Raw genomic sequence first — 25,657 nt, 5'->3', positions numbered from 1 at the left:
GTGTGCAATGTGATATCGCTATCACGCCATTCTGGGCGGTCAAGCCGTTTGGCGCGTGCCGTGGCCGTCCCGCGCGAGGCGCCGCGGCAGACCTATCCCTCGATCACCCGCGGACGGCGCCGTGGCGGCGCATCCGACTGGCGGCGGATCAGCGTATAGTCGAGCAGCCGCGTCGGCTCTTCGGGCGCGGCATCGTCGCCACCGCGCTGGCGACGCAGCAGCGCGACCAGCCCCTCGATCGCGCCGCGCGCCATATCGGCGATCGGCTGGCGGATCGTCGTCAGTTCGGGCCAGATCGCAGTCGACAGCACCGTATCGTCGAAGCCGCAGACGGTCAGGTCGCCCGGCACGTCAAGCCCGCGCCGGTGCGCCACCGCCACGGTCGCCGCCGCCATGTCGTCGTTCGACGAGAAGATCGCCGTCGGCGGTTCGGCGCGGTCGAGCAGCTGCTCCGCCGCATCCAGCCCAGACCGGTACGTGTACAGGCCATCCACGACCAGTCCGTCCTCGATCCCGATCCCGGCCCCTTCCAGCGCAGCCCGATAGCCCGCCAGCCGCGCGCCGCTCGCCGACAGATTGGGATCGCCGCCGATGAAGCCGATCCGCCGATGGCCCAGGTCCATCAGGTGCCGCGTCATCGTCACCGCCGCGGCACGATCGTCGATCCCGATCGCCAGACCGCCCTCGCCTGCGCGCCCGGTCGCCAGCCCGACCATCGGCACGCCCGCCTGGGCCAGCAGGTCAAGCAGCGCCGGCGATTCGCACAGGGGCGGCGGCAGGACGATGCCGTCGATGCCGCCCTTGATCATATGCCGTGCGACCGCCAGCTCGTGATCGTCGCCGATCTCGCATTTCTCGATCACGATCTGCACGTCGTTGCGGCTCGCCTGGTCCAGGCTGCCGAGCAGCATTTCGGACAGAAAGCCGCCCGACGGATTGTTGTACAGCAGCCCGACCCGCAACTGCCCCGCCCCCGCCAGGCTGCGCGCGGCGCGATTGGGCGCATAGTTCAGCGTCTGGATCGCCACGTTCACCGCATCGCGCGTCGCGGGCCGCACGTTGGTTTCGGCGTTGATGACGCGGCTGACGGTCATCGGCGACACGCCGGCGAGCTTCGCCACATCGCTGATCGTCGGTGCCGAACCCGATCGACGGGAGGGTCGCGAGGGAGGGGGTGAGGAAGCCATGCGGGCGGATCGGGTCCCAGGAGAAACAGCCCGACCGACATGAACGCAAAAGCGCGTCCACGGCAAGCGCCACGTTGCGACCGTTACCGTACCGCTGTCCCCAATTGGTCTCCTGTCGCCCCGCCGGTTGACGCGGGCCGACGCTGGCAGCTCCACGTCGGCGTCATCATCGGCACGCCGTATCCGACGCCAAACACCAGCGAGATCACCCAAATCGGGCCGCGCATCGCGCCACGCGCGATCAGCACGCCGCGGACTCTCCGCGCGCCCGATCGTCGAAATCGCCGCCAACGGCCCTTGCCGCCGGATGACGATCATCATATGGTAGCGCTATCCAAACGTTTCAGGCCTCGCCAGAAGGCCGATCTTAGGAAGGACGATATCGATGCCCGCCCGCAGCACCCGCCTGCTCGCGCTCGCTGCTCTGTTGTCGAGCGGCCTCGCCCTCGCGCAAAGCGCCGAACCGCGCAGCCCCGACGGCAAGCGCTACCTCGCGCAGCCGCTGGTCAAAGACCTCTATTTCGCCGATCCATCCGCGCACGTGTTCAACGGCAGGCTCTACGTCTATCCCAGCCACGACGTCGACGCCGGCATCGCCGACGACGATCTCGGCAACCAATATGCGATGCACGATTATCGCGTGCTCAGCATGGACCGGATCGGGGGCCCGGTCACCGTCCACCCCGTCGCGCTCGACGTGAAGCAGATCCCCTGGGCCTCGAAACAGACCTGGGCACCCGACGCCGCCTATAAGCACGGCACCTATTACCTCTATTTCCCCGCACGCGACAAAGCCGGCGTCTTCCGCATCGGCGTCGCCACGTCCAAGTCGCCGACCGGCCCGTTCACCGCCGATCCGCAGCCGATCCGCGGCAGCTTCTCGATCGACCCCGCGGTCTTCACCGATAGCGACGGCGCCAGCTACATGTATTTCGGCGGCATCTGGGGTGGCCAGCTCCAGCGCTGGCAGGGTAATCGCTACGACGCCAAGGCCGGCGACACGGACCTGCACCGCGACGACCAGCCCGCAATCGCCCCGCGCGTCGCCAAGCTGCGCGCGGACATGAAGCAATTCGCGGAAAGCCCGCGCCCGATCGTCATCCTCGACGAACGTGGAAAGCCCGTGCTCGGCGGCGATCACGAGCGCCGCTTCTTCGAGGCCGCCTGGATGTTCAAGCGGGGCGGCACCTATTATTTCACCTATTCGACCGGCGACACGCATTATCTGAACTACGCCACCGGCACCTCGCCCTATGGTCCGTTCCACTATGCGGGGCATATCCTGAAGCCCGTACAGGGCTGGACCACACACCATTCGATCGTCGAATTTCAGGGCAAGTGGTGGCTGTTCTACCACGACACGCAAGTGTCGGGGAAAAACCACCTGCGCTCCGCCAAGGTGACGCAGCTGCATTTCACCCCGGACGGCAGCATCCAGACCATCGATCCGTTCAAGGACTGAGGGCATGTTCCTCGGCATCGATATCGGCACGTCGGGCGTCAAGGCGGTCGTCGTGGACGCGTCGGGCGCGCTCGTCGCGCAAGGCACCGCCCCGCTCACCGTCCAGCGCCCGGAGCCCCTGTGGTCGCAACAGGACCCCGTCGCCTGGTGGCAGGCGACCTGTGCCGCGGTCCTTGCCATCGATCCCGCGGTGCGGCGATCGGTGCGCGGCATCGGCCTGGCCGGCCAGATGCACGGCGCGACTCTCCTCGGCGCCGACGACCGGCCGCTCCGCCCCGCCATCCTGTGGAACGACGGCCGCTCCTTCGCCGAATGCGCTGGCCTAGACGCCGCGACGCCCGCCTTCCGCGAGCGAGGCGGCAACCTCGTCATGCCCGGCTTCACCGCGCCCAAGCTGGCCTGGGTCCGCCACCACGAGCCCGAGACGTTCGCAGCGATCAAGACCGTGCTGCTCCCCAAGGACTATGTCCGCCTGCTGATGACCGGCGAGAAAGCCTCGGACATGTCCGACGCCGCCGGCACGCTGTGGCTCGACGTCGCCGCCCGGCGCTGGAGCGAGACGTTGCTCGCCGCCACGGGCCTGACGACCGGACAGATGCCGCGCCTCGTCGAGGGCAGCGACACCGCCGGCACGCTGCTTCCCGCGGTCGCCGAGCTGTGGGGCATGGCGCCGGTCCCGGTCGCGGGCGGCGGCGGTGACAATGCCGCGGGCGCCGCCGGTGTCGGCGCCGTGCGCGACGGCGACGCCCTGCTCTCGCTCGGCACATCGGGCGTCATCTTCGTCGCGACGCAGGACTTCCGCCCCAATGTCGCCGGTGCGGTCCACGCCTTCTGCCATTGCGTGCCCGTCATGTGGCATCAGATGGCGGTCCACCTCTCCGCCGCCGCCTGCATCGACTGGGTGGCGCGGCTCACCGGGGCGAGCGGCGCTACCGATCTGTTCGCCCGCGCCGAACAGGCCGGTCCGGCCAGCGGCCCCGAGCTCTTCCTCCCCTACCTCTCGGGCGAGCGCACGCCGCACAACGACGCGCAGGTCCGCGGCGCCTTCCTGCGCCTCGACCACGACACCGGCCCCGAACGCCTGGCGCAAGCCGTACTCGAAGGCGTCGCCTTCGCGCTGGCGGATGGCGTGCGCGTGCTGCGTGAGGCGGGCACGACGATCGAGCAGCTCTCCGTCATCGGCGGCGGCGCCCGCTCGCTATACTGGGGCGAAACGCTCGCCGCGGCGCTCGACGCGCGCCTCGTCTATCTCGACGGGGGCGAGGTCGGCCCCGCGCTCGGCGCCGCCCGCCTCGCGCAGCTCGCGGTCGACGGCGGCACGCCCGCCGACGTCTGCGTCGCGCCCCGCACCGCGCACGTCATCGAACCCGTCGCCGCCCTGCGCGACCGCCTCGCCCCCAAATACGCCGCCTTCCGCGACGCTTATTCCCGCATCAGGAGCCTTTAAAATGGCCGATTATTTCGCCGACATTCCGACGATCCGCTACGAAGGGCCGGACAGCGACACCGAACTCGCCTATCGCTATTACGACAAGACCCGCGTCGTCCTCGGCAAGACGATGGAGGAGCACCTCCGCTTCGCTGCCTGCTTCTGGCACACCTTCTGCTGGCCAGGCAGCGACGTCTTCGGCGGCGGCACCTTCGATCGCCCCTGGCACCGCGGCGCCAACGACGCCGCCGCAGCGGCACACAAGCGCTCGGTCGCCTTCGACTTCTTCACGCGTCTCGATGTGCCCTATTATTGCTTCCACGACGTCGACGTGATGGCGGACGCCACGACGGTATCCGAACACCGGGCGCATTTCGCCGAAGCGGTCGACCATCTCGAACAGCTTCAGGCCGCCTCCGGCCGCAAGCTCCTGTGGGGCACCGCCAATCTGTTCAGCCACCCGCGCTATGCCGCCGGCGGCGCTACCAACCCCGATCCGGAAGTGTTCGCCTGGGGCGCGATGCAGGTGCGCGACGCCCTCGAAGCGACGCACCGCCTCGGCGGCGCCAACTACGTGCTGTGGGGCGGTCGCGAGGGATATGAGACGCTCCACAACACCGACATGCAGCGCGAACTCGACAATCTCGGCCGCTTCCTCAGCCTCGTCGTCGATCACAAGCACAAGATCGGCTTCGCCGGCACGATCCTGATCGAACCCAAGCCGCACGAACCGACCAAGCACCAATACGACTTCGACACCGCAACGGTGTACGGCTTCCTCAAGCGCTATGGGCTGGAGGACGAGGTCCGCGTCAATATCGAGGCGAACCACGCGACCCTTTCTGGCCACACCTTCGAACATGAGATCGCGACGGCGGGCGCGCTCGGCATCTTCGGCTCGATCGACGCCAACCGCGGCGATCCGCAGAACGGCTGGGATACCGATCAATTCCCCAACTCGGTCGAGGAAATGACGCTCGCGATGCTCGAAATCCTGCGCGCGGGCGGCTTTACGACGGGCGGCTTCAACTTCGATGCCAAGGTTCGCCGCCAGTCGATCGACGCCGCCGACCTGTTCCATGGTCACGTCGGCGGGATCGACGTCGTGGCGAAGGGGCTGCTCAACGCCGCCGTGCTGATCGAGGACGGCCGCCTCGATGCGATCAAGGCCGAGCGGTACGCGGGCTGGACCGGCGCTTTGGGCCAGCAGATCGCCGGCAGCGACCTTGCCGCCATCGCCGACCTCGCCATCAGCCAGAACCTCAATCCCCGCCCCCGCTCGGGCCAGCAGGAGCGGATCGAGAATATCATCACCCGCGTCCGCTGAGCGGCGCGGGTCTCGACACCCGGACCGCCCCCCGCCGATCCGTCATTGCGAACCCTCGCGATGCAATGACGGATCGGGACGCCGTCGATGGCGCCTGTCTATACGCCTGTGTCCCGCAGATACGTCGCCAGCCGCGCCGCCGTCCCGTCCGGCACATGCAACCCCAGCTTGCTGCGCCGGAACAGCACGTCCTCCGCCGTCCGCGCCCATTCCTGCGCGACCAGATAGTCGACCTCGCGCGCGGTCAGCCCGCCGCCGAAATCCTCGCCCAGATCGCGCATCGTCTGCGCATCGCCGAGCACCGCCGCCACCCTGGTGCCATAGGCGCGCGCCAGCCGCCGCAGCAGCGTCGCCGACAGCCCTGGCCGCGCCTGCACCAGCGCCGCCACGAACGCCTCGAAATCCCCGCCGGGCAGGTCCCCACCCGGCAGCACCGCCCCCGCCGTCCACGCCCCCGCCATATCCGGCAGCACCGCGCCCAGCTCCGCCAGCGCATGTTCGGCGAGCTTCCGATAGGTCGTGATCTTGCCGCCGAAGATGCTCAGCATCGCCGCCCGCCCCGGCGCCGCGTCGAGGTCGAGCACATAATCGCGCGTCACCGCAGAGGCATTGCCGGCATGGTCGTCGTGCAGCGGCCGGATCCCGGCATAGCTCCACACGATATCGCTCTCGCGCAATCCGCGCGCGAAATAGCGGTTGGCCGTGTCGAGCAGATAGGCAGTCTCGCCTGCATCGATTGCGGCTTTCGCCGGCGCCCCCTCCCATGGCTGGTCGGTCGTCCCGATCAGCGTGAAGTCGCCTTCATAGGGAATGGCGAACACGATCCGCCGGTCCGGGTTCTGCAGCATGAACGCATGGTCGCCGGCATACAGGCGCGGCACGACGATATGGCTACCCTTCACCAGCCGCACGGCGTTCTTGGCATGTCCGCCCGCGACGCGGGACAGCACGTCGTCCACCCACGGCCCCGCCGCGTTGACCAGCACCCGGGCCGACACCATGCGCTCGGCTGCGGCATCGGCGATCGTCGCAACCCAGCGCTCGCCCTCGCGCCGTGCCTGCACCAGCCGCGTCCGCGTCGCGATCGTCGCCCCGCGATCCGCCGCATCGCGCGCGTTCAGCACGACCAGCCGGCTGTCCTCGACCCAGCAATCCGAATAGACGAACGCCTTGCCCGCCGTATCGCGCAGCCCCGCGCCATAAGGCGTCGCCGCCAGCCCGACCGTCTCGGTCGCCGGCAGCCGTTTGCGCCCGCCCAGATGGTCGTAGAGGAACAGCCCCAGCCGCACCATCCACGCCGCCCGCGGCGAATGCGTCTGCGGCAGGACGAAGCGCAGCGGCCAGATGATGTGCGGCGCCATGCCCCACAATCGCTCGCGCTCGATCAGCGCCTCGCGCACCAGCCGGAACTCGCCATATTCCAGATAGCGCAGGCCGCCGTGGATCAGCTTGGTCGATGCCGACGACGTGTGCCCGGCCAGATCGTCTGCCTCGACCAGCAAAACGGAAAGCCCCCGCCCCGCCGCGTCGCGCGCGATCCCGGCGCCGTTGATGCCGCCGCCGACGATCAGCAGGTCGTAATCCGTCTCCGCCACGCACGCCCTCCGTCCGGCGATCCTAACGCCGAACCGCCGCAGTGCGATCCGAAAATCGGCCCACGCCATTGACGCCGCCCGCCGGCCCGCGACACTGAAAGGCGGGACGGGAGAGGACCCTCATGGCCAAGCACATTCTCGCGATCGATCAGGGCACCACCTCGACGCGCGCGATCCTGTTCGACGCACAGGCGCGCCGCGTCGCGGTCGCCCAGACCGAATTCGCGCAGCATTATCCGCACCCCGGCTGGGTCGAGCACGATCCGGAGGATATCTGGCGCGACGTCCTGTTCACCGCGCGCGAGGCGATCGACGCCAGCGGCGTGGGCGCGCGCGACATCGCCGGCATCGGCATCACCAACCAGCGCGAAACCGTCGTCGTCTGGGACCGTGCCACCGGTGAACCCATCCACCGCGCCATCGTCTGGCAGGACCGCCGCACCGCCGACGTCTGCGCCGCGCTCCGCCGCGACGGCGCCGAAGATAGCGTGCGCGAGGCGACCGGCCTGCTGCTCGATCCCTATTTCTCCGCGACCAAGATCGCCTGGATCCTCGATACCGTCCCCGGCGCGTGCGCCCGCGCCGAGCGCGGCGACCTCGCCTTCGGCACGATCGACAGCTTCCTGCTCTGGCGCCTCACCGGCGGCACGACGCATGCAACCGATGTCACCAACGCCGCCCGCACATTGCTCTGGAACATCCGCACCGGCGACTGGGACGCAGAGCTGTGCCGCCTGCTCCGCGTGCCGATGGCGATCCTGCCGCAGGTCCACGACAATGCGCACATCTTCGGCACCACCGCGCCCGACCTGTTCGGCGCGCCCATCCCGATCGCGGGCATCGCGGGCGACCAGCAGGCCGCGCTGTTCGGCCAGGCCTGCTTCACCCGCGGCATGACGAAGTCCACCTACGGCACCGGCTGCTTCATGCTGCTCAATACGGGAACGGAGGCGATCCGCTCGCAGCAGCGCCTGCTCACCACCCCCGCCTACCGGCTGGACGGGCAGACCACCTTCGCGCTCGAAGGCTCGATCTTCGTCGCGGGCGCGGCGATCAAATGGCTGCGCGACGGCATCGGCGTCATCACCCACGCCCGCGATACCGACGACATGGCGACGCGGGTGCCCGACAATCACGGCGTCTACATGGTCCCCGCCTTCGTCGGCCTCGGCGCGCCGCATTGGGATGCGGAGGCGCGCGCCGCGATCTTCGGCCTGACGCTGGGCGCGACGCAGGCGCACCTCGCCCGCGCCGCGCTGGAGGCGGTCGGTTACCAGACGCTCGATCTCGTTCAGGCTATGATCGCCGACGGCGGCGGTCATCCCGCCAGCGTCCGCGTCGACGGCGGCATGGCCGCCAACGACTGGCTGTGCCGCTTCCTCGCCGATCTGCTCGACGTGCCGATCGAGCGCCCCGCCGACCTCGAAACCACCGCGCGCGGCGCCGCCTTCCACGCCGGCCTCGCCACCGGCATCTGGTCGGGCCTGCCCGAACTCGAACGCCTCTGGGCCCGCGACGCCTGCTTCGAACCCGCCATGCCCTCCGATCGCCGCGCCACGCTCGTCGCCGGCTGGCACGACGCCCTGCGCCGCACGCTGCGCCACGCCGAGTGATCGATAGAGGATGGCGACGGTCGCCAAATCAGGCGAAAGCACCTGAAAACCAAAAACCCCGCTAAGCCATTGGCCTAGCGGGGTTTTCGATGGTGGGCGTGGCAAGGATTGAACTTGCGACCCCTGCGATGTCAACACAGTGCTCTACCACTGAGCTACACGCCCGCCGGAGGTGGGCCAATTAGCAGGTTGCTTCGGGCTGGCAAGCCCTGATTTCACGCCGCGCTCAATTTAATCCGCTGGCGCTGCCCATTTCGAACACGCGGTCCACCTCGGCGACCAGGTCGCGCAGGTGGAACGGCTTGGACAGGACGCGCGCGTTGGGCATTTCGCGACCCGCCTTCAGCGTCACCGCGGCAAAGCCGGTGATGAACATCACGCGCAGGCCCGGCACCATTTCGGCAGCGCGGCGGGCGAGTTCGATGCCGTCCATCTCGGGCATCACGATATCGGTCAGTAGCAGGTCGAACGGCTCGGTTTCGAGCAGCGGGATCGCTGCGGTGCCGCGGTCGACCGCGGCGACGGCATAGCCCGCGCGTTCCAGCGCCCGCGTCAGATATTCGCGCATGACCTGGTCGTCTTCGGCCAGCAGGATACGGATCATCGCCTTTTCGGGTCCTTAACGTTGCGGTCGATCCTGTATGGACCGGCAGATATGAAGATTTCCAGAGCGCCGAACGCGCGGATGGGCTAAGGCGTGCCACAGATGGACGCTTCGTTCGACCGGATCGACGGCGCACAGGCGCACAATGTGCCCCACGGCACACCCTTCGCCTCGCCGCAAAGCCCCTCCGGCCTCGACAATCCGCCCGCGCCGGCCAGTCCCGTGGTCCTCTCGGTCCCGCATGCGGGCCGCGACTATCCCCCCACCTTACGCGCCGCGCTGCGCCTGCCCGAATCGGCGCTGGTGGTGCTGGAGGATCGCCACGTCGATGCCGTCGCCCGCGCCGCGCAGACGAACGAGACGATGCTGGTGCAGCGCCGCGCCCGCGCTTGGATCGATCTCAACCGCAGCGAATATGAGCGCGACCCGCGCGTCGACGACGGTGTTCGTCCGCAGGCGCAGTCCGGCCAGTCGATGAAGATCCGCAGCGGCCTAGGCCTGGTGCCGCGTCGTGCGGGCGGTGCGGGCGACCTGTGGCGCGGGCGGTTCACCGGCGCCGACGTCGCGCGCCGCATCGCAGAGGATCATCGCCCCTATCACGCGACGCTCGCCGCTACGCTGGCCGCCGCACGCGCGCGCTTCGGCATCGCAATATTGGTCGACATCCATTCGATGCCGACGGTCGGCCCGCACGCGCGCCTCGTCCTCGGCGATCGCTTCGGCGCGACCAGCGATGCGCGCTTCCTCGCGCGGATCGAGGGCGCGGCGGCGCAGATGGGCATCGCGACGCAGCGCAACACGCCCTATGCCGGCGCGCATATCCTGCAGACCCATGCCGCGCCCGCCCGCGGCATTCATGCCGTGCAGGTGGAGATCGACCGCGCGCTGTACCTCGACTCCCGGCTCGACGGCCTCGGCCCCGGCTTCGATCGCACCGTCGCGCTGCTGCGCAGCCTGCTTGCCGCCGTCGCGGACGAAGCGCTCGCCGGCACGCCCCCCTTCGCCCTCGCCGCCGAGTAAGACGCGGGGCCATAAAAAAACCACCCCGTGCTGAAAGCACGGAGTGGCCAAGGTTCAGGGAGGAGACACACCCGAAGGTGTGCCATACGGTCTCGCGAAAGGGGGGACACGAGCGCCGTACAAGTCACAAAATAGGCGAGGCGCGATTTGGTTCAACCCCCGCAACACTTCGTGACGTTTTTTTCACCGCACCATCATGAACGTTCGTCTCAACGGCGCTGCATCGGCACCATTCGCGCGAGGACATTATCCCGCAGGATCAGATGGTGGCGTAGTGCCCCGGCGACGTGCAGCACGACCAGCGCCACCATCACCCAGCCGAGCAGCTCGTGCGCTTCATGCCCGAATCCTGCCGCCCCCGCACTGGCCGGCAGGCGCGGAATGTCGAACAGGCCGAACCACGTCAGCGGCCGCGCCGGCCCTTCGGTCGGCGGCGCGCTCACCATCAGCCAGCCCGTCAGCGGCAGCGCGAGCATCAGCAGGTACAGCGACCAGTGCGTCGCATGCGCCAGCCCCTTTTCCCAGCCGGGCATGTGCGCGGGCAGCGGCGGCGGCCGATGCGCGATCCGCCAGGCGACGCGCGCCAGCGTCAGGGCCAGCACGGTGATGCCGATCGCCTTGTGCGCCCCCATCAGCGCGCGCAGCGCCGGAATGCCGTCATGCCCGATGCCGATGATCAGATTGGCGATGATCAGCACCGCGATCGTCCAGTGAAACGCGATCGCCACGGTCGAATAGCGTGCGTCGCGAGCCCAGCCTGTCATCCGTCATGTCCTTTCGAGGTCGGAACGACAGTCCGCCGGATCGGCGACCGGGTCAAGCGGGCTGCCCCAACGCAAACGGGCGGGCGTCGCGCGATGCGACACCCGCCCGTCTGGATAATGGCGGTTCCGGCTGGCGGAACGGCCCCGGTTATTAACCGACCGGCGCGAACTGCGGCTGCGGCATCTTGCCCTGCTGCGCCTGGCGGCCGAAGATCTCGCGCATCAGCGACAGCGAGAACAGGTGCGCGTACAGCAACGGCAGCATGCCCGACTGGCTCATCTTGCGCAGCTGGTCACCGCGCAGCGCGGCCAGCTTTTCCTCGTTCACCATCTGGAAGCCGCGATAGACGAACGGCGGCTGCTCCTGCTCCGGCTGGATCGTGACCTCGCCTTCCATCAGCAGGTCGAGCTCGCGCAGTTCGTTCATGAACGCCTGCGTGCGCGCGCCGGCCTGTTCGAACTGTTCGGAGAAATCGAGGATCGACTTCGTCACCTGGCTCGGCTGGCCGTTCTCGAACAGCGCATCGCCCTCGTCGAACGCGCCGATCGCTTCCGACGTCGGGTCGAAGCACAGCGACAGCTCTTCGCTGTCCGGGCGCAGGCGCGCCAGCATGTACGGATAGCGGCGGACGTAGGCGGGGACGTACAGATTGTTCTCGGTCAGCTTGCCGTCGTCGCCGACGAAGACGTTGACGCCTTCGTTCAGGCCCATCAGCGCCAGCGGAATGGCATCGTCACCGATCGAGAAGACGATCGGCATGAAGCGCTGCACCAGCGGGAATTCGTCGGTGGTGATCGGAATGGCGTGCTGGCCGACCAGGAAGGGGGCGGCATCCAGCTGGCGGACGCGCCAGGTGGCGTGCGTCTCGCTCGAGAGCGGCTCCAGGCCGTTGTAGAACAGGGGAAGCGGCGCGCTGGCCATGGGAACTCTCTCCGTCGTGGATAGTTTGCGGACCCGCAATGCCTGCGGGCCGCACGCTGGCGCGTTGCTCTATTGATCCGGCTGCCCCGGCGCAAGCGTCACAAGCTTGCCGGGGTTCAGGATTCCGAGCGGGTCCAGCCCCGCCTTCACCCCGCGCAGCGCCGCGAGGCGCGCGGGCGACGACAGCCGCTCCAGCTCGTGCAGCTTCATCTGGCCGATGCCATGTTCGGCCGCGATCGATCCGCCCGCCGCGATCACCAGATCGTCGACGAAGCGTGTGACCACCGGCACATCCTCGGCATACCAGCGCGCCGGGTCGGTGCCGGGCGCCGCGCGCACGTGGAAGTGGATGTTGCCGTCGCCCAGATGGCCGAAGCCGCTGGCATGCGTCCCGGGAAAGCGCGCCTCGCACGCCGCCGCCGCCTCGATCATGAATCGCGGCATGCCCTCGACCGGCACCGAAATGTCGTGCTGCGACGCTGGCCCCAACGCCCGCTCCGAATCGGAGATCGATTCGCGGATGCGCCAGAAATCCGCCGCCTGGGCCTCGCTCGCCGCGATCGTCGCGTCGTCGATCAGCCCGTCCGCCAGCGCGTCGGCCAGCACCGCCTCGGTCACCGCCACACCGCGCGGGTCGGTCTGCTCGATCAGCAGGTGCCAGCGATGCGCCCCCGCCACCGGCGCCCGCGCACCCGGCACATGCGCCAGCACCGCCGCGAGCGATTCGGCGGGCAGGATCTCGAAACTCTCCAGCGCATCGGTCGCCGCCTGGAACCGGCGCAGCAGCGCCAGCGCGGCCTGCGGATCGCCTGTCGCCGCCCAGGCGGTCGTACGTTTGGCGGGCAGCGGCACGAGCCGCAATGTCGCCGCGGTGACGATCCCCAGCGTCCCTTCCGCGCCGACCAGCAATTGCGTCAGGTCGTAACCGCGATTGTCCTTCTTCAACGCCGCAAGCCCGTCATGCACGCTGCCGTCCGCCAGCACCGCCTCGACGCCCGCGACCAGCCCGCGCATCGACCCGAAGCGCAGCACCTGCGTGCCGCCCGCATTGGTCGAGACGAGGCCACCGACGGTCGCATTGCCCTTCGCCCCCAGCGTCAGCGGAAAGCGCCGCCCCTGCCCCAGCGCCGCGTCGTGCAGGTCGGACAGGATCACCCCCGCCTCCGCGACGGCGAGCCCCGCCGCCGCATCGACGCTTCGCATCCGGTTCATCCGCCTGAGCGACAGGATCAGCGCCGATCCGTCCGCGGGCGGCGTCGCCCCGCCGACCATCGAACTGTTGCCCCCCTGCGGCACCAGCGCCACCCGATGCCGCGCCGCCGCGGCGACCACCGCCGCGACCTCGGCGGTCGAAGCCGGTGCGAGCAGCGCCGGCGCGGTGCCGCGAAACCGCTGCCGCCAGTCGATCGTCCACGGCGCGATATCGGCGGGATCGGTCACGATGCCCTTCGACCCCAGCGTTGGGGCGAGATCGGCAAGCAGTGCGGATTGGGCGGGAGTCATGCGCGTCCGCTACTCCCGGACGCACCGCCGCTCAACCATAGGCGGCCCCTGCGAGGCTTCGCCGTCGATGGCGGAAGTTCATCCTCCGTTCAACGATCGCCGCTAGGAGCCGACACCGAACATGCCGACCCCTGCGTTTTCCGCCGCGCTGATCGCACCCATGCTCCTGGCCGGCACCGCGCCCGTGCTGGTCTCCGCCAGCGAGTCGCCCGATCGGCTGAGCGGCGTGCAGTTCGCGCAGATGACCGTCCGCGAACGCATTATCATCCGCGTGCCGCGCATGGGCCCCGCGCGCGGCCCCGCCGCCGCGCCGCGGCTGTCGGTGCCGCAGCCGATGCAGTGGAAGGAAAAGAAGGGGCCCAAATGCATCGCCGTCGCCGACATCGGCGGCGCGCTCGTCTCCGCCCCCGACGCGGTCGACCTTGTGATGGCCGGCGGCAAGCGCCTGCGCGCGCACCTCGACGACGATTGCGGACCCATGGACTTCTACAACGGCTTCTACCTGCGCCCCAAGGCCGACGGAAAGGTCTGCGCCGACCGCGACGTCCTACGCATGCGCTCCGGCGCCAGCTGCGGCATCGCCCGCTTCAAGACGCTGGTCGCCCGCTGAGGGGGCGGGGGAGCACTTTCCCCCGTCATTCCCGCGAAGGCGGGAATCCATAACCTCTAACCTCTCCGATAGAGCCGCAACGGTAGCGCGTCTGGATTCCCGCCTTCGCGGGAATGACGAGCAAAATTGGAGGGAAAAGTCCCCCACCATTTTCCCCTGTCCTACACGCCCCGATTATGCCTATCGTCTTGCCCGCTCTTTGACACGGCGAACCCCACCCGAACCGCGTCATCGGGGAGGAAGGCCTTTCGGACAAAACGTACCGTCCACTTCATCCACTTCCGCGCCATTGCCAGTCCCCACTTGCCCGTGACATCGTCCGAATCGGGCGATCGCACGGTGGGGAACAAACTTGGCGATAAGCAGACGTGGACTGGGGCTGGCGCTTGTACTGATGACCGCAGGCTGCGCGACTGACAGGGGCGAAAAGCCGCTGCTCACCGCACGCAACAGTCAGCAAATGGCAAAAGCATGCGGAGCAATACGGAGCGAATTTCACCGGAACGCGCCCGGACTTCCCTACGCCACCTTCGTGCTCAAAGCGGACGAAGCCGTCCCGCAGGATGCGCCCCCACCAACGGTCAAATGCCTTAGCGAGGCGTTGAACGCGTTCCGACATTCGATGCTCTCTTTCCGCGCCGAAGAAACCGGCAATCCCTAAGCGCCACCCACGCCTTCGTTGACTTTCGCCCCCGGAATCGCCCCGCTTGTCACCCCGCAAACGCCGCCGCATGATGACGCCGTGCTCTTCAGCCCCTCGCCCCTGATCGCAACGCTGAGCTGGATCGTCGCTATCGCCTTGGGCGCGAAGCTCGTGGCGACGATCATCTTGCTGAGCGTGGGCAAAGGCATGCGCGATCGGGGGGGTTGGGGCGCGATGCTGTGGTGGCTGACGAAGATCACGCCGGTGATCGCCGTCCCCTGCGCCATCCTGATCGCCTGGCTGCAAGGGCTGACCGGTCCGCTCTGGCTTTTCGTAGCCCTGATGCTGTTCGTTCTCGTCGCCGTCCCCCTCAAGATACGGGGACGCCGGACCCGCATCGCCAGGCAGGCTAGACACGCGCCGTCATAGCGCCTCACCCACGCTTTCCTTGACTTTCGCGCCCAGATCGGCAAGCGCGACGCTCGGCGTGCCGCACCCGTGTGCGTCTATTTCCGGACCCTTGCATGAGCCTTTTGGCATGAGCTTCGCCGATCTCGGCCTCTCCCCCGAACTTCTGACCGCGGTCACCGACGCGGGCTACAGCGAACCCACGCCGATCCAGGCGCAGGCGATCCCCAGCGTCCTCATGATGCGCGACCTGATCGGCATCGCGCAGACCGGCACCGGCAAGACCGCCGCCTTCGTGCTGCCGATGATCGACATTCTGGCGCACGGCCGCAGCCGCGCGCGCATGCCGCGCAGCCTCATCCTCGAACCGACGCGCGAACTCGCCGCGCAGGTCGCCGAAAATTTCGAGAAATACGGCGCCGGTCACAAGCTTTCGATGGCCCTGCTGATCGGCGGCGTGTCGATGGGCGACCAGATCAAGGCGCTGGAAAAGGGCGTCGACGTGCTGATCGCGACGCCGGGCCGCCTGATGGACCTGTTCGGTCGCGGCAATATCCTGCTCACCGGCTGCTCGATGCTCGTCATCGACGAGGCGGACCGCATGCTCGACATGGGGTTCATCCCGGACATCGAGGAGATCTGCACCAAGCTGCCCAAGCAGCGCCAGACCCTGCTGTTCTCGGCGACCATGCCGCCGCCGATCAAGAAGCTCGCGGACAAGTTCCTCGACAATCCCAAGACGATCGAGGTGTCGCGCCCTGCCTCGACCAACCTCAACATCAAGCAGTATCTGGTCCCCACCCCGACCAACGCGTTCAAGAAGCGCGAGGCGCTGCGCCGCCTGCTGCGGCAGGACGAGGTGCGCACCGCGATCATCTTCGCCAACCGCAAGACGACGGTACGCGAACTTAACAAGAGCCTGAAGAAGCACGGCTTCCAGTCGGGCGAAATCCACGGCGACATGGAACAGCCGCAGCGGCTCGCCGAACTCGACCTGTTCAAGTCGGGCAAGATCAACATCCTCGTCGCCTCCGACGTCGCGGCGCGCGGCCTCGACATCAAGGGCGTCAGCCACGTCTTCAACTTCGACGCGCCCTGGCACCCCGACGATTACGTCCACCGCATCGGCCGCACCGGCCGCGGCGGCGCGACCGGCGTCGCCTATACGCTGATCACCAGCGAGGATGCCGAGAACATCCAGAATATCGAAAAGCTCACCGGCCAGACGATCGAACGCCTCGACCTCGGCGACGCGCCCGAGGCGGACGCGCCGGCGGCCGAGGAACCTCGTCGTCCGCGCCGCGGTCGCAAGGCGAACGACAGCGCCCCCGTCGAGCAGGCGCCCGCGCCGGCCCCCGCCCGCCCGGCCCGCGACGATCGCCGTCCCGCTGCCGCCCCAACCGCCGCCGCGTCGCAGCCGCGCAACGACGACCGCCGCCGTCCCCGCCGCGACGATCGCTACGCCGATCGCGACCCCAATCGCGACGATGGCCCGGACGAAGGCTGGAACGGCCCGATTCCGGACTTCCTCCACGCCACGATCGCGCCCTGAGCGTATCCGGGGGCGGCCCTCATGGTGATCGAGCGGACGCCCCCGGTCGCGATCGACACGCCGTGCATCGGCGTTTGCGTGATGGAGCCGGACGGCCTGTGCCGCGGCTGCGCCCGCACGATCGAAGAGATCGTCGGCTGGGGCCAGATGACACCGGACCGGCGCCGCGCGATCATGACCACCCTGTCGGACCGGCGGCCCTGACCCTATATCGGCGACCGTTCCGCCAAAGGATGCCCACTTGCCCCTGACGCGCCGCCATCTGTTGCAGGCCGCCCCGCTCGCCGCCGCCGTGCCGTGGCTTCCCGCCTGGGCGCAGCCCGTGTCCGCCGGCATCGCCGCCCCGATGCCGACGCTCACCGGCCCGGACGTCACGCTCCACGTCGCGCATCAGATGATGACGATCGACGGCAAGCTGCAACATGCGATCGGCATCAACGGCTCGGTGCCGGCGCCGTTGTTGCGCTTCCGCGAAGGGCAGGACGCGACGCTCACCGTCGTCAACGATCTGGACGAGGAAACCTCGATCCACTGGCACGGCCTGCTGCTGCCGTTCCAGATGGATGGCGTGCCCGGCATCAGCTTCCCCGGCATTCCGGCGCGCAGCCGCTTCACCTACCGCTTTCCGATCCGCCAGGCGGGCACCTACTGGTATCACAGCCATTCGGGCCTGCAGGAGCAGATGGGGCATTACGGCCCGATCGTCATCGATCCCGCCGGCCCTGACCCGATCGCGAGCGACCGCGAACATGTGATCGTCCTGTCCGATCACAGACCGCTCCACCCGCATGCCATCTTCCGCCGCCTGAAGCTGCAGGGCGGATATTTCAATTACCAGAAGCAGACGCTCGCCGGCCTGCTCGCGGGCAAGGACCAGCCGCTCAAGGACCGCCTCGCCTGGGGCGCGATGCGGATGGACCCGACCGACGTGTCCGACGTGACGGGCAGCACCTACACCTATCTGATCAACGGCCATGGCCCTGCCGACAATTGGACTGCGCTGTTCGCGGCCGGCGAGCGGGTGCGGCTGCGCATCGTCAACGCCTCGGCGATGACGAACTTCAACGTGCGGATTCCAGGCCTGAAACTGACGATCGTGCAGGCCGACGGCCTGAACGTCCGGCCCGTGACGGTCGACGAATTCCAGATCGCCGTCGCCGAAACCTATGACGTGATCGTGGAGCCGGAGGCGCAGGCCTATACGCTCGTCGCCGAAGCCTGGGACCGTTCCGGCATGGCGCGTGCCACGCTCGCCCCGCAGGTCGGCATGGTCGCACCGGTGCCCGCGCTCCGTCCGCGCCCGCTCGCCACCATGGCCGACATGGGTATGGGCGACATGGGTATGGGCGACATGGGCCACATGGACGGCATGACCGGTATGAGCGGCATGGACCACGCCGCCGCGCCCGCCGCCTGCCCGCCCGAACACGCCGCCATGGGCCATTGCAAACCCGCGGCTCCCGCCGAGCCGATGCACCACAGCATGCGCGACTTCGCAAACGCGCCCGGCCTGCCCAGGACCCCTGCCGTGCAGACGGTCGCCCCCATGCCAATGGACCGCACCGGCGAACCGCCGCAGGGCCTCGCCGACGTTGGCCACCGGGTGCTCGTCTACCGCGATCTCGTTGCATTGGATCGCAACCCGGACGTCCGCGCGCCGTCGCGCCAGCTCACCATCCACCTCACCGGCAACATGGAGCGCTATATGTGGGCGTTCGACGGGGTGAAGCTGAACGCCGTCACCGCGCCTATCCCTTTCCGTGCCGGCGAGCGCGTGCGGGTAACCCTCGTCAACGACACGATGATGGCCCATCCGATCCATCTGCACGGCCATTTCTTCGAACTGGTGACGGGTCACGGCGACCACGCGCCGCGCAAGCACACCGTCAACGTCGCCCCCGGCGGCACCGTCACCTTCGACCTGACCGCCGACGCGATCGGCGACTGGGCGTTCCACTGCCACCTGCTCTACCACATGCACGCCGGCATGATGCAGGTCGTGACGGTGCGCGCGGAGGATGCCGCATGAGGACGACGCTGGCGATCCTTGCCCTGCTCCCCGCGCCGGCGCTGGCGCAGATGCACCATATGGACGGCATGAGCATGCCGGGCATGACGATGCCCGCCGCGCCGAAGCCTGCCGCCAAGGCCAAGCCGAAGCCCAAGACGAAGCCCAAGCCCCCGGCCCGCTCCCCGGTACGGCCGCAAAGCCACGCGCACTCCGGCCCGGATCACATGATGGCCATGCCAGCGGCGCCCGTTGCAACCGATTCGAACTGTCCGCCCGACCATGCGGCGATGGGCCATTGCACGCCTGCGGCATTCGCTGCTCCCAAGACTGCGATGCCGGCCATGTCGCACGACATGCCCCAAGACATGCCCCAAGACATGCCAATGCATGCGATGCCCGGCATGCACGCCATGCCAGCGGCGGCGGCCATCAAAAGCGGCACCGACCTGCCCGCCGGTAACGCCCCGCCGCCCCCGCCCCCGACCACCCGCGCCGCCGATCGGTTCTACGACCACGCTGCCATGGCTGTCGCCGATCGCACGATGCGCGCCGAGCATGGCGGGATGCGCTTCTCCCAGATCCTCTTCAACCTTGCCGAAGTGCAGGTCCGTCACGGCGGCGACGGCTATCGCTGGGACGGCGAAGGCTGGTTCGGCGGCGACATCGACCGCGTCGTGGTGAAGAGCGAAGGCGAAGGTACGTTCGGCGGATCGATCGACCAGGCCGAGGTGCAGGCGCTCTACGCCCATGCCATCGGCCCCTATTTCAACCTGTTGGCCGGCGCCCGGCAGGATCTCGGGCCGAACGGCGGCCGCACGCATGCCGCGATCGGCGTAGAGGGTCTCGCGCCCTATTGGTTCGACGTCGAGGCCACGCTGTTCGCCTCCGACAAAGGCGTCCGCGCCCGCGGATCGGCATGGTATGACCAGCGCCTGACCCAGCGCGCGGTCCTGCAACCCCGCGTGGAGGTGAACCTTGCCGCCCAGGACGAACCCGACGCCCGCATCGGTGCCGGCCTGTCCAGCGTCGAGGCGGGCGTACGCCTCCGCTACGAAATCGCCCGCGAATTCGCGCCCTATGTCGGGATCAATTGGGAACGCCGCTACGGCGCTACCGCGCGCTATGCCCGCGCCGATGGCGAGGGCAGCGGTGGCGTATCACTCGCGCTCGGCATCCGCGGCTGGTTCTGACGCCAGCGCGCGCTGCAACCGCCGGACGTTCTGCGTCAGCGTCCGCAGTTCGTCGATGCTGAGCCCGGTCTTCGCGAACACCGCCTCCGCCAGGCATGTCGCCTCGCTGCGCAGCCCCTGCCCTGCCTCGGTCAGCAGCACGCGCACCTGCCGCTCGTCCTTCGTATCCCGCGCCCGCCGCACCAGCCCGCTCGCCTCCAGACGCTTCACCAGCGGCGTGATCGTGCTGGATTCCAGCGACAGACGTTCGGCGATCGCGCCGATCGTCCGCCCGTCCTCCTCCCACAGGGCGTGCAACACCAGATATTGCGGATAGGTGATGCCGATCCGGTCGAGCATCGGCTTGTACACGCGCGTCATCGCGATCGACGCGCCGTACAGCGAGAAGCACAATTGCTCGTCCAGCGACAGCGGATGGGACGGCGGCATGGTCATCGACAGGTCGTACACGCTTTTCCTCCACGCCGAAACGCCACTGGACAAATCAGTATCGCGATATACATTGTCGCAATAACAGTTTCTGCAAGGAGCATGCATCATGTCCGTCGACGTCAAATACGCCACCCGCGCCACCGCCACCGGCGGCCGCGAAGGGAATGCCCGAAGCGAGGACGGCCGTTTCGAAGCCAAATTGTCGACGCCGAAGGAACTGGGCGGCGCGGGTGGCGATGGCACCAACCCCGAACAATTGTTCGCCGCGGGTTATTCCGCCTGCTTCATCGGCGCGTTGAAAGCCGCCGGCCAACAGCTGAAGGTAAAGGTGCCCGAGGCTACCACCGTGACCGCGACCGTGGGGATCGGTCCGCGGGATGCCGGCGGGTTCGGCATCACCGCAGATCTGCTCGTCGACCTGCCTGGCCTGGAGCGCGATCAGGCGCAGCAGCTGGTCGATGCCGCGCATCAGATTTGCCCCTATTCCAACGCGACTCGCGGCAACGTCGACGTCGGCCTGACGCTCGCCTGATCCGCAATAGGCTTAGAACAGCGGGGCGTTGCCCATCGCGGCAGCGCCCCGCCGTCGTTTCGGGGCCGTCCGAGTTTATCCCGCCCCCCACGCAACCGCTGCCAAAATCGATCGTTCGAGGGAGCCCCCTTTCAAAGACTTCCCTGACCTTCGGAGACATTCCATGACCCTCGACGGCAAGACGATCGCCATTCTCATCGCCCCCCGCGGCACCGAGGAACCCGAATTCGCGCAGCCCAAGGATGCCGTCGAACAGGCCGGTGGCAAGGTCGTCGTCATCAGCCTGGAAACGGGTGAGGCGCAGACGGTGAACAACGACCTCGACCCCGGCAAGACCTTCACGGTCGACAAGGCGATCGGCGACGTGTCCGCGGATCAGTTCGACGGCCTCGTCATCCCCGGCGGCAGCGTCGGCGCCGACAAGCTGCGCGCCTCGAAGGAGGTCGTCGCCTTCGTCCACGCCTTCTTCGAAGCCGGCAAGCCCGTCGCCGCCATCTGCCACGCACCCTGGACCCTGGTCGAGGCGGACGTGGTGAAGGGGCGCACGCTCACGTCCTTCCCCAGCCTGCAGACCGACATCCGCAACGCGGGCGGCAATTGGGTCGATCAGGAGGTCGTCGTCGACAAGGGCCTCGTCACCAGCCGCAACCCCGATGATCTCCCTGCTTTCTGCGCGAAGCTGATCGAGGAAGTTGCCGAAGGTCGCCACGCCGAGCAGGCCGCGAGCGCGTGAACAGCAATCGGTTCGCCGGCAAGGTCGTCGTCATCACCGGTGCCGCCTCGGGCATCGGTGAGGGCGCGGCGCGGCGCTTTGCTGCGGAGGGCGCGCACCTCGTGCTCGGCGACAAGGACGCGGCGGGGCTCAAGCGCCTCGCCGCGGAGCTGGGCGATGCGGTCGAGACGCTGGAGATCGACGTCAGTCGCATGGCCGATTGCGAGGCGCTGGTCGACCTTGCCGTCAGCCGCTTCGACGGCATCGACGTGCTGGTCAACGACGCGGGCGTCGACCATCTCGGCAAGCTCGACGAAGGTGATTTCAGCGCCTTTTCCAAGGTGATCGAAACCGATTTGTACGGTGTCGTCCAGATGAGCCGCGCGGCGATCACGCATCTGCGTGCGGCCAAGGGCTGCATCGTCAACATCTCTTCGGCGTCGGGTCTTGGCGGCGACTGGAACCACAGCTTCTATTGCGCGGCCAAGGGTGCGGTCACCAACTTCACCCGCGCATTGGCGATGGACGAGGCGAAGGCCGGCGTGCGCGTGAATGCGGTCAACCCGTCGCTCACCTATACCGCGCTGACCGAAGGCATGAAGGAACAGCCCGACCTCATCGCCAAGTTCGAGGAGCGCATCCCGATCGGGCGCGGCGCGGACCCTGCCGACATCGCCGGGGCCATCGCCTTTTTGGCGAGCGAGGATGCGCACTATATTACCGGTGTAAACCTGCCCGTCGACGGTGGCCTCTCGGCCTCCAACGGACAGCCGCCGCTTAGCTGAGGAGCCGACCATGGCCGATTACCGCAAGACCGACGAAGCGATCGCGAAGCTGACGCCCGAACAATATTATGTGACGCAGGAAAGCGGCACAGAACGCCCCGGTACGGGCGAATATCTCGGCAACAAGGCCGCGGGTATCTACGTCGATATCGTCTCGGGTGAACCACTGTTCGCCTCGACCGACAAATATGAATCGCATTGCGGCTGGCCGAGCTTCACCAAGCCGATCGAGCCCGCCAATGTCGAGGAACTGCACGATCGCAGCCACGGCATGGTGCGCACCGAAGTGCGTTCGAAGCATGGCGACAGCCACCTGGGCCATGTCTTCCCCGACGGTCCGCGCGATCGCGGTGGGCTGCGCTATTGCATCAACTCCGCTTCGCTGCGCTTCGTGCCCCGCGACGCGATGGAGGCGGAAGGCTACGGTGCCTATCTGGATCAGGTCGAAGACGTCGGCTGATCCGACGCATGTCATGAAGATCACGCGGTAAATTCCGCACGGTTAACGCCTCTTTATCCCCTTTCCGGCCAAGGCTTGGCCAAGGGAATGGATCAAAGAGGGGCATAATCGATGCGGAAGTGGGTATATCTGGCAGCGGCGGCGTCATGCGCAGGCGCCGTCGCGCCAGCTGGCGCGCAGGGCCTGCGCGGCGTTGTACCGTCGGGGAAGCAGGCCGAAGCCGAAAAGGCCCGCGCCGAAGCCGAATCGAAGAATACTGCCGATATCGTTGTGACCGCCACGCGCCGCTCGCAGCGCCTGTCGAACGTGCCGATCGCCGTCAGTGCCTACAGCACCGCAGCGCTCCAGAATTCGGGCGCGACCGATATCCGCCAGATGGCGCAGCTGGCGCCGTCGCTGATCGTGTCGTCCACCGGATCGGAAGCCAATGCGACCGCGCGCCTGCGCGGCATCGGCACCGTCGGCGACAATCCGGGCCTGGAAAGCTCGGTCGCCGTGTTCATCGACGGCGTCTATCGCAGCCGCACCGGCTCGGGCCTCAACGACCTGGGCGAAGTCGAACGCATCGAGGTGCTGCGTGGGCCGCAGGGCACGCTGTCGGGCCGCAACTCGTCGGCGGGTGCGATCAGCATCTACACCAAATATCCCGAATTCAAGTTCGGCGGCTATGGCGAAGCGAGCTACGGCAATTACGACGCCGTCCGCCTCGCCGGCGCGTTGACCGGCCCGATCATCGCCGACACGCTCGCCTTCCGCATCGACGGCGTCTACGGCAAGCGCGACGGCTTCCTGCACGATGTCGTCAACAACACCGACTTCAACAACCGCAACCGCTATTTCGTCCGCGGCCAGCTGTTCTGGAAGCCGTCGTCCGACTTCTCGGTCCGCCTGATCGGCGATTACACGCATCGCGACGAAAAGTGCTGCGGCGCCGTCTATATCGACACGCGCGAAAAGTTCGATCCGACGCCGGGCGTGCCGGGCGACTTCTCGATCGCCTCGCAGAACCGCATCGCCTCGATCCTGCAGAGCCTGGGCGGCGTGCTGCCCAGCATGGGCAATCCCTACAACCGCCAGATCGCGCAGACCAAGGGCCAGGCCTATTCGAACGTCACCACTGACGGCGGCGTGTCGGCGCGCATCGGCTGGACGCTGGGCAACGTGCAGCTCATCTCGATCAGCGCCTATCGCGAATATAAGGCCGGCGGCGCGGGCGACATGGATTACGGTAACGTCGACATCGTCTACCGCCCCAACGACGGCAACGCCTATCGCCAGTTCAAGACCTTCACGCAGGAAACCCGCCTCAGCGGCGGCCTGTTCAACAACCGGCTCGACTGGCTGGTGGGCGGCTATTACGCGCACGAGGACCTCGACGTCGTCGACAATCTGCGCTTCGGCTCGCAATATGGCGCCTTCGCCGCATGCCGTGCCGTCGCGACGGTGAACCCCGCCGCCGCGTTGCGCGATCCGACCGCGAGCGGCTGCCTCAGCGCCGCCGGCCGCGCCGTGCTGACCCCCGCGGTCGGCCAGGCGGTGATCAGCGGCATCGATCGCCTCAGCACCGTCAACAACGTCGGCAGCGTGCGCGACCTGTATCACCAGACGAGCAGCAACTACGCCTTCTTCACGCACAACATCTTCAAGATCACCGATACGCTCAGCATCACCGGCGGCCTGCGCTACACGAACGAGCACAAGCGCCTGGATGCGAGCTTCAACAACAACAACACCGTCTGCCCGGCACAGCAGGCCGCGCTCAGCCCGCTGCTCGCCAGTGCGGCGGTGCCCGCGGCGCTCAAGCCTCTGATCGGCGGCATCATCACGCTCACCTGCACCGGCAATTCGACGTCGGCGCTGACCGGCGTGCCGATCAAGGACAAGATCGCCGAGGGCCAGTTCACCGGCACCGGCGTCGTATCGTGGAAGCCCGCGCCCAGCACCTTGCTGTATGCGTCCTACGCCCGCGGCTACAAGGCGGGCGGCTTCAACCTGGACAAGTCGGATCTGTCGACCACCGTCTTCGCCACGCCGACCGCGGCGGCCGCATCGAACCTGCGCTTCGATCCCGAGACGGTGCAGGCGTTCGAAATCGGCATCAAATATGCGACGCCGAAGTTCACCGCGAACCTCGCGGGCTTCCGTTCGGCGTTCAAGAACTTCCAGCTGAACACCTTCAACGGCACCAACTATATCGTCCAGAATATCGGGTCGTGCAGCACCGGCCTGAACGGTGCCGATCGTGACAATTCCTCGACCACCGGCGCCTGCTCGGGCAAAGTGCGCTCGGGCGTCATCACGCAGGGCTTCGAACTGGAGGCAGGCGCCTATCCGACCGAGGATCTGACCTTTAACCTCGGCTACACCTATGCGCACACGCAATATCGCAATAACCTGGTCGGCAGCGATGCGGGCGAGGCGCTGAACGCCGCGCTGTTCCTGCTGCCGGGGGCGCAGATGTCGAACGCGCCGCGCCACACCGTCACCAGCTCGGCGTCGTGGACGCCGCCGATCGGCGACAATGGCATGCACGCGCTGTTCTACGTCGATAGCCGCCTGACCAGCGACTATAACACCGGGTCCGACCTGTTCCTGGAAAAGCGCCAGGACGGCTTCTTCCTGGTCAACGCGCGCATCGGCATCCGCGGCCGCGACCAGCGCTGGGCACTGGAATTCTGGGGGCAGAACGTCCTCAACACCAATTACCAGCAGGTCGCCTTCGCCGCCCCCTTCCAGGGTGCGGGCAGCGCGTCGCAAGTCGCCGCCTTCGGTTCACCGGACTTTGCGACGGGCAATGCGATCTTCTCGTCGTACCTCGCCGAACCGCGTACCTACGGCGTGACGCTGCGCTCGCGCTTCTGATCGCCCTTCCACTGATCCGGGACCCGTGGACATT

The 25,657-nt window shown here is 67.8% G+C and carries 24 protein-coding genes and 1 tRNA gene; 17 read left to right on the top strand and 8 right to left on the bottom strand.

Annotated elements, in window-relative coordinates:
• Nucleotides 1–92: 92 nt before the first annotated feature.
• On the bottom strand, nucleotides 93–1,121 hold the full coding sequence (locus tag GGR47_RS09300; protein ID WP_147037040.1) for a LacI family DNA-binding transcriptional regulator: 1,029 nt from the start codon (nucleotides 1,119–1,121) through the stop codon (nucleotides 93–95).
• A 451-nt stretch (nucleotides 1,122–1,572) separates the two neighbouring features.
• Here GGR47_RS09300 and GGR47_RS09295 point away from each other — a divergent pair, with 451 nt between their 5' ends.
• The 3 genes from GGR47_RS09295 to xylA are packed head-to-tail and all read left to right on the top strand — an operon-like array spanning nucleotide 1,573 to nucleotide 5,405.
• On the top strand, nucleotides 1,573–2,649 hold the full coding sequence (locus GGR47_RS09295; protein ID WP_147037041.1) for a glycoside hydrolase family 43 protein: 1,077 nt from the start codon (nucleotides 1,573–1,575) through the stop codon (nucleotides 2,647–2,649).
• A gap of 4 nt (nucleotides 2,650–2,653) precedes the next feature.
• Nucleotides 2,654–4,096, top strand: a complete 1,443-nt coding sequence (xylB, locus tag GGR47_RS09290) for a xylulokinase (protein ID WP_183949520.1) — start codon at nucleotides 2,654–2,656, stop codon at nucleotides 4,094–4,096.
• Between the two features lies 1 nt (nucleotide 4,097).
• Nucleotides 4,098–5,405, top strand: coding sequence for a xylose isomerase (gene xylA, locus GGR47_RS09285; protein ID WP_147037186.1), 1,308 nt, complete (start codon nucleotides 4,098–4,100; stop codon nucleotides 5,403–5,405).
• Nucleotides 5,406–5,503: 98 nt separating this feature from the next.
• Here xylA and GGR47_RS09280 read toward each other — a convergent pair whose 3' ends face one another.
• Complete coding sequence (locus GGR47_RS09280; protein WP_147037185.1) at nucleotides 5,504–7,000, bottom strand: glycerol-3-phosphate dehydrogenase; 1,497 nt, start codon at nucleotides 6,998–7,000, stop codon at nucleotides 5,504–5,506.
• Between the two features lie 122 nt (nucleotides 7,001–7,122).
• Here GGR47_RS09280 and glpK point away from each other — a divergent pair, with 122 nt between their 5' ends.
• Nucleotides 7,123–8,613, top strand: a complete 1,491-nt coding sequence (gene glpK / locus GGR47_RS09275) for a glycerol kinase GlpK (protein ID WP_147037184.1) — start codon at nucleotides 7,123–7,125, stop codon at nucleotides 8,611–8,613.
• Between the two features lie 90 nt (nucleotides 8,614–8,703).
• On the opposite strand, the gene GGR47_RS09270 is transcribed toward glpK, so the two are convergent.
• Together GGR47_RS09270 and cpdR are read right to left on the bottom strand one after the other, a co-directional pair.
• Nucleotides 8,704–8,778, bottom strand: a tRNA-Val gene (locus tag GGR47_RS09270).
• 61 nt (nucleotides 8,779–8,839) lie between these two features.
• Nucleotides 8,840–9,217: a cell cycle two-component system response regulator CpdR gene (gene cpdR / locus GGR47_RS09265; protein WP_017979742.1), complete on the bottom strand. Its 378-nt coding sequence runs from the start codon at nucleotides 9,215–9,217 to the stop codon at nucleotides 8,840–8,842.
• Nucleotides 9,218–9,319: 102 nt separating this feature from the next.
• Between cpdR and GGR47_RS09260 the strand changes: the two genes are divergently transcribed.
• Nucleotides 9,320–10,237, top strand: coding sequence for an N-formylglutamate amidohydrolase (locus GGR47_RS09260; RefSeq protein WP_147037183.1), 918 nt, complete (start codon nucleotides 9,320–9,322; stop codon nucleotides 10,235–10,237).
• A gap of 209 nt (nucleotides 10,238–10,446) precedes the next feature.
• Here the strand turns inward: GGR47_RS09260 and GGR47_RS09255 are convergent, their stop codons facing one another.
• The 3 genes from GGR47_RS09255 to GGR47_RS09245 all read right to left on the bottom strand — a co-directional run bounded on the left by GGR47_RS09255 (nucleotide 10,447) and on the right by GGR47_RS09245 (nucleotide 13,426).
• Complete coding sequence (locus tag GGR47_RS09255; RefSeq protein ID WP_147037182.1) at nucleotides 10,447–11,001, bottom strand: cytochrome b; 555 nt, start codon at nucleotides 10,999–11,001, stop codon at nucleotides 10,447–10,449.
• 151 nt (nucleotides 11,002–11,152) lie between these two features.
• Nucleotides 11,153–11,923, bottom strand: a complete 771-nt coding sequence (locus tag GGR47_RS09250; protein ID WP_017979745.1) for a SapC family protein — start codon at nucleotides 11,921–11,923, stop codon at nucleotides 11,153–11,155.
• A gap of 69 nt (nucleotides 11,924–11,992) precedes the next feature.
• Nucleotides 11,993–13,426 (bottom strand): FAD-binding oxidoreductase, encoded by a 1,434-nt coding sequence (locus GGR47_RS09245; protein WP_183949519.1) that lies wholly within the window; start codon nucleotides 13,424–13,426, stop codon nucleotides 11,993–11,995.
• A gap of 121 nt (nucleotides 13,427–13,547) precedes the next feature.
• Between GGR47_RS09245 and GGR47_RS09240 the strand changes: the two genes are divergently transcribed.
• The 7 genes from GGR47_RS09240 to GGR47_RS09210 all read left to right on the top strand — a co-directional run bounded on the left by GGR47_RS09240 (nucleotide 13,548) and on the right by GGR47_RS09210 (nucleotide 19,840).
• Complete coding sequence (locus GGR47_RS09240; RefSeq protein WP_043059165.1) at nucleotides 13,548–14,036, top strand: hypothetical protein; 489 nt, start codon at nucleotides 13,548–13,550, stop codon at nucleotides 14,034–14,036.
• 394 nt (nucleotides 14,037–14,430) lie between these two features.
• Entirely contained in the window at nucleotides 14,431–14,697 is a 267-nt protein-coding gene (locus tag GGR47_RS09235; RefSeq protein ID WP_147037429.1) for a hypothetical protein, read from the top strand.
• 81 nt (nucleotides 14,698–14,778) lie between these two features.
• Nucleotides 14,779–15,108: a hypothetical protein gene (locus GGR47_RS09230; RefSeq protein ID WP_147037431.1), complete on the top strand. Its 330-nt coding sequence runs from the start codon at nucleotides 14,779–14,781 to the stop codon at nucleotides 15,106–15,108.
• A gap of 109 nt (nucleotides 15,109–15,217) precedes the next feature.
• Entirely contained in the window at nucleotides 15,218–16,639 is a 1,422-nt protein-coding gene (locus tag GGR47_RS09225) for a DEAD/DEAH box helicase (RefSeq protein WP_183949518.1), read from the top strand.
• A gap of 21 nt (nucleotides 16,640–16,660) precedes the next feature.
• Nucleotides 16,661–16,843, top strand: a complete 183-nt coding sequence (locus tag GGR47_RS09220) for a DUF1289 domain-containing protein (RefSeq protein WP_147036854.1) — start codon at nucleotides 16,661–16,663, stop codon at nucleotides 16,841–16,843.
• 37 nt (nucleotides 16,844–16,880) lie between these two features.
• Nucleotides 16,881–18,668: a copper resistance system multicopper oxidase gene (locus GGR47_RS09215; protein WP_147036853.1), complete on the top strand. Its 1,788-nt coding sequence runs from the start codon at nucleotides 16,881–16,883 to the stop codon at nucleotides 18,666–18,668.
• Nucleotides 18,665–19,840 carry a copper resistance protein B gene (locus GGR47_RS09210; protein ID WP_147036852.1) on the top strand — a complete coding sequence of 392 codons (1,176 nt, stop codon included), beginning with the start codon at nucleotides 18,665–18,667 and terminating at the stop codon, nucleotides 19,838–19,840. The genes GGR47_RS09215 and GGR47_RS09210 overlap by 4 nt, the downstream gene beginning before the upstream one ends.
• Here the strand turns inward: GGR47_RS09210 and GGR47_RS09205 are convergent.
• Entirely contained in the window at nucleotides 19,808–20,269 is a 462-nt protein-coding gene (locus GGR47_RS09205; RefSeq protein ID WP_221204728.1) for a MarR family winged helix-turn-helix transcriptional regulator, read from the bottom strand. The genes GGR47_RS09210 and GGR47_RS09205 overlap by 33 nt on opposite strands.
• A 109-nt stretch (nucleotides 20,270–20,378) precedes the next feature.
• On the opposite strand from GGR47_RS09205, the gene GGR47_RS09200 reads away from it, so the two are divergent.
• From GGR47_RS09200 to GGR47_RS09180, 5 genes are all read left to right on the top strand, one after another.
• Entirely contained in the window at nucleotides 20,379–20,804 is a 426-nt protein-coding gene (locus tag GGR47_RS09200; RefSeq protein WP_043059170.1) for an organic hydroperoxide resistance protein, read from the top strand.
• 163 nt (nucleotides 20,805–20,967) lie between these two features.
• A complete protein-coding gene (locus GGR47_RS09195) occupies nucleotides 20,968–21,537 on the top strand; it encodes a type 1 glutamine amidotransferase domain-containing protein (RefSeq protein ID WP_147036850.1) in 570 nt (189 codons plus the stop codon).
• Nucleotides 21,534–22,301, top strand: a complete 768-nt coding sequence (budC, locus tag GGR47_RS09190; RefSeq protein WP_147036849.1) for a meso-2,3-butanediol dehydrogenase — start codon at nucleotides 21,534–21,536, stop codon at nucleotides 22,299–22,301. The genes GGR47_RS09195 and budC overlap by 4 nt, the downstream gene beginning before the upstream one ends.
• 10 nt (nucleotides 22,302–22,311) lie before the next feature.
• The gene (msrB, locus tag GGR47_RS09185) at nucleotides 22,312–22,761 is read left to right on the top strand and encodes a peptide-methionine (R)-S-oxide reductase MsrB (protein WP_017979758.1); all 450 of its coding nucleotides are present in this window, start codon (nucleotides 22,312–22,314) and stop codon (nucleotides 22,759–22,761) included.
• 111 nt (nucleotides 22,762–22,872) lie between these two features.
• On the top strand, nucleotides 22,873–25,623 hold the full coding sequence (locus GGR47_RS09180; RefSeq protein ID WP_147036848.1) for a TonB-dependent receptor: 2,751 nt from the start codon (nucleotides 22,873–22,875) through the stop codon (nucleotides 25,621–25,623).
• The last annotated feature ends 34 nt before the right edge of the window (nucleotides 25,624–25,657 follow it).

Origin of the sequence: Sphingomonas aquatilis (assembly GCF_014196115.1) — a bacterium.
Lineage (GTDB): Bacteria > Pseudomonadota > Alphaproteobacteria > Sphingomonadales > Sphingomonadaceae > Sphingomonas > Sphingomonas aquatilis.
The sequence above is the reverse complement of the archived record's forward strand: the minus strand, read 5'-3'. Positions and strand labels throughout refer to the sequence as shown.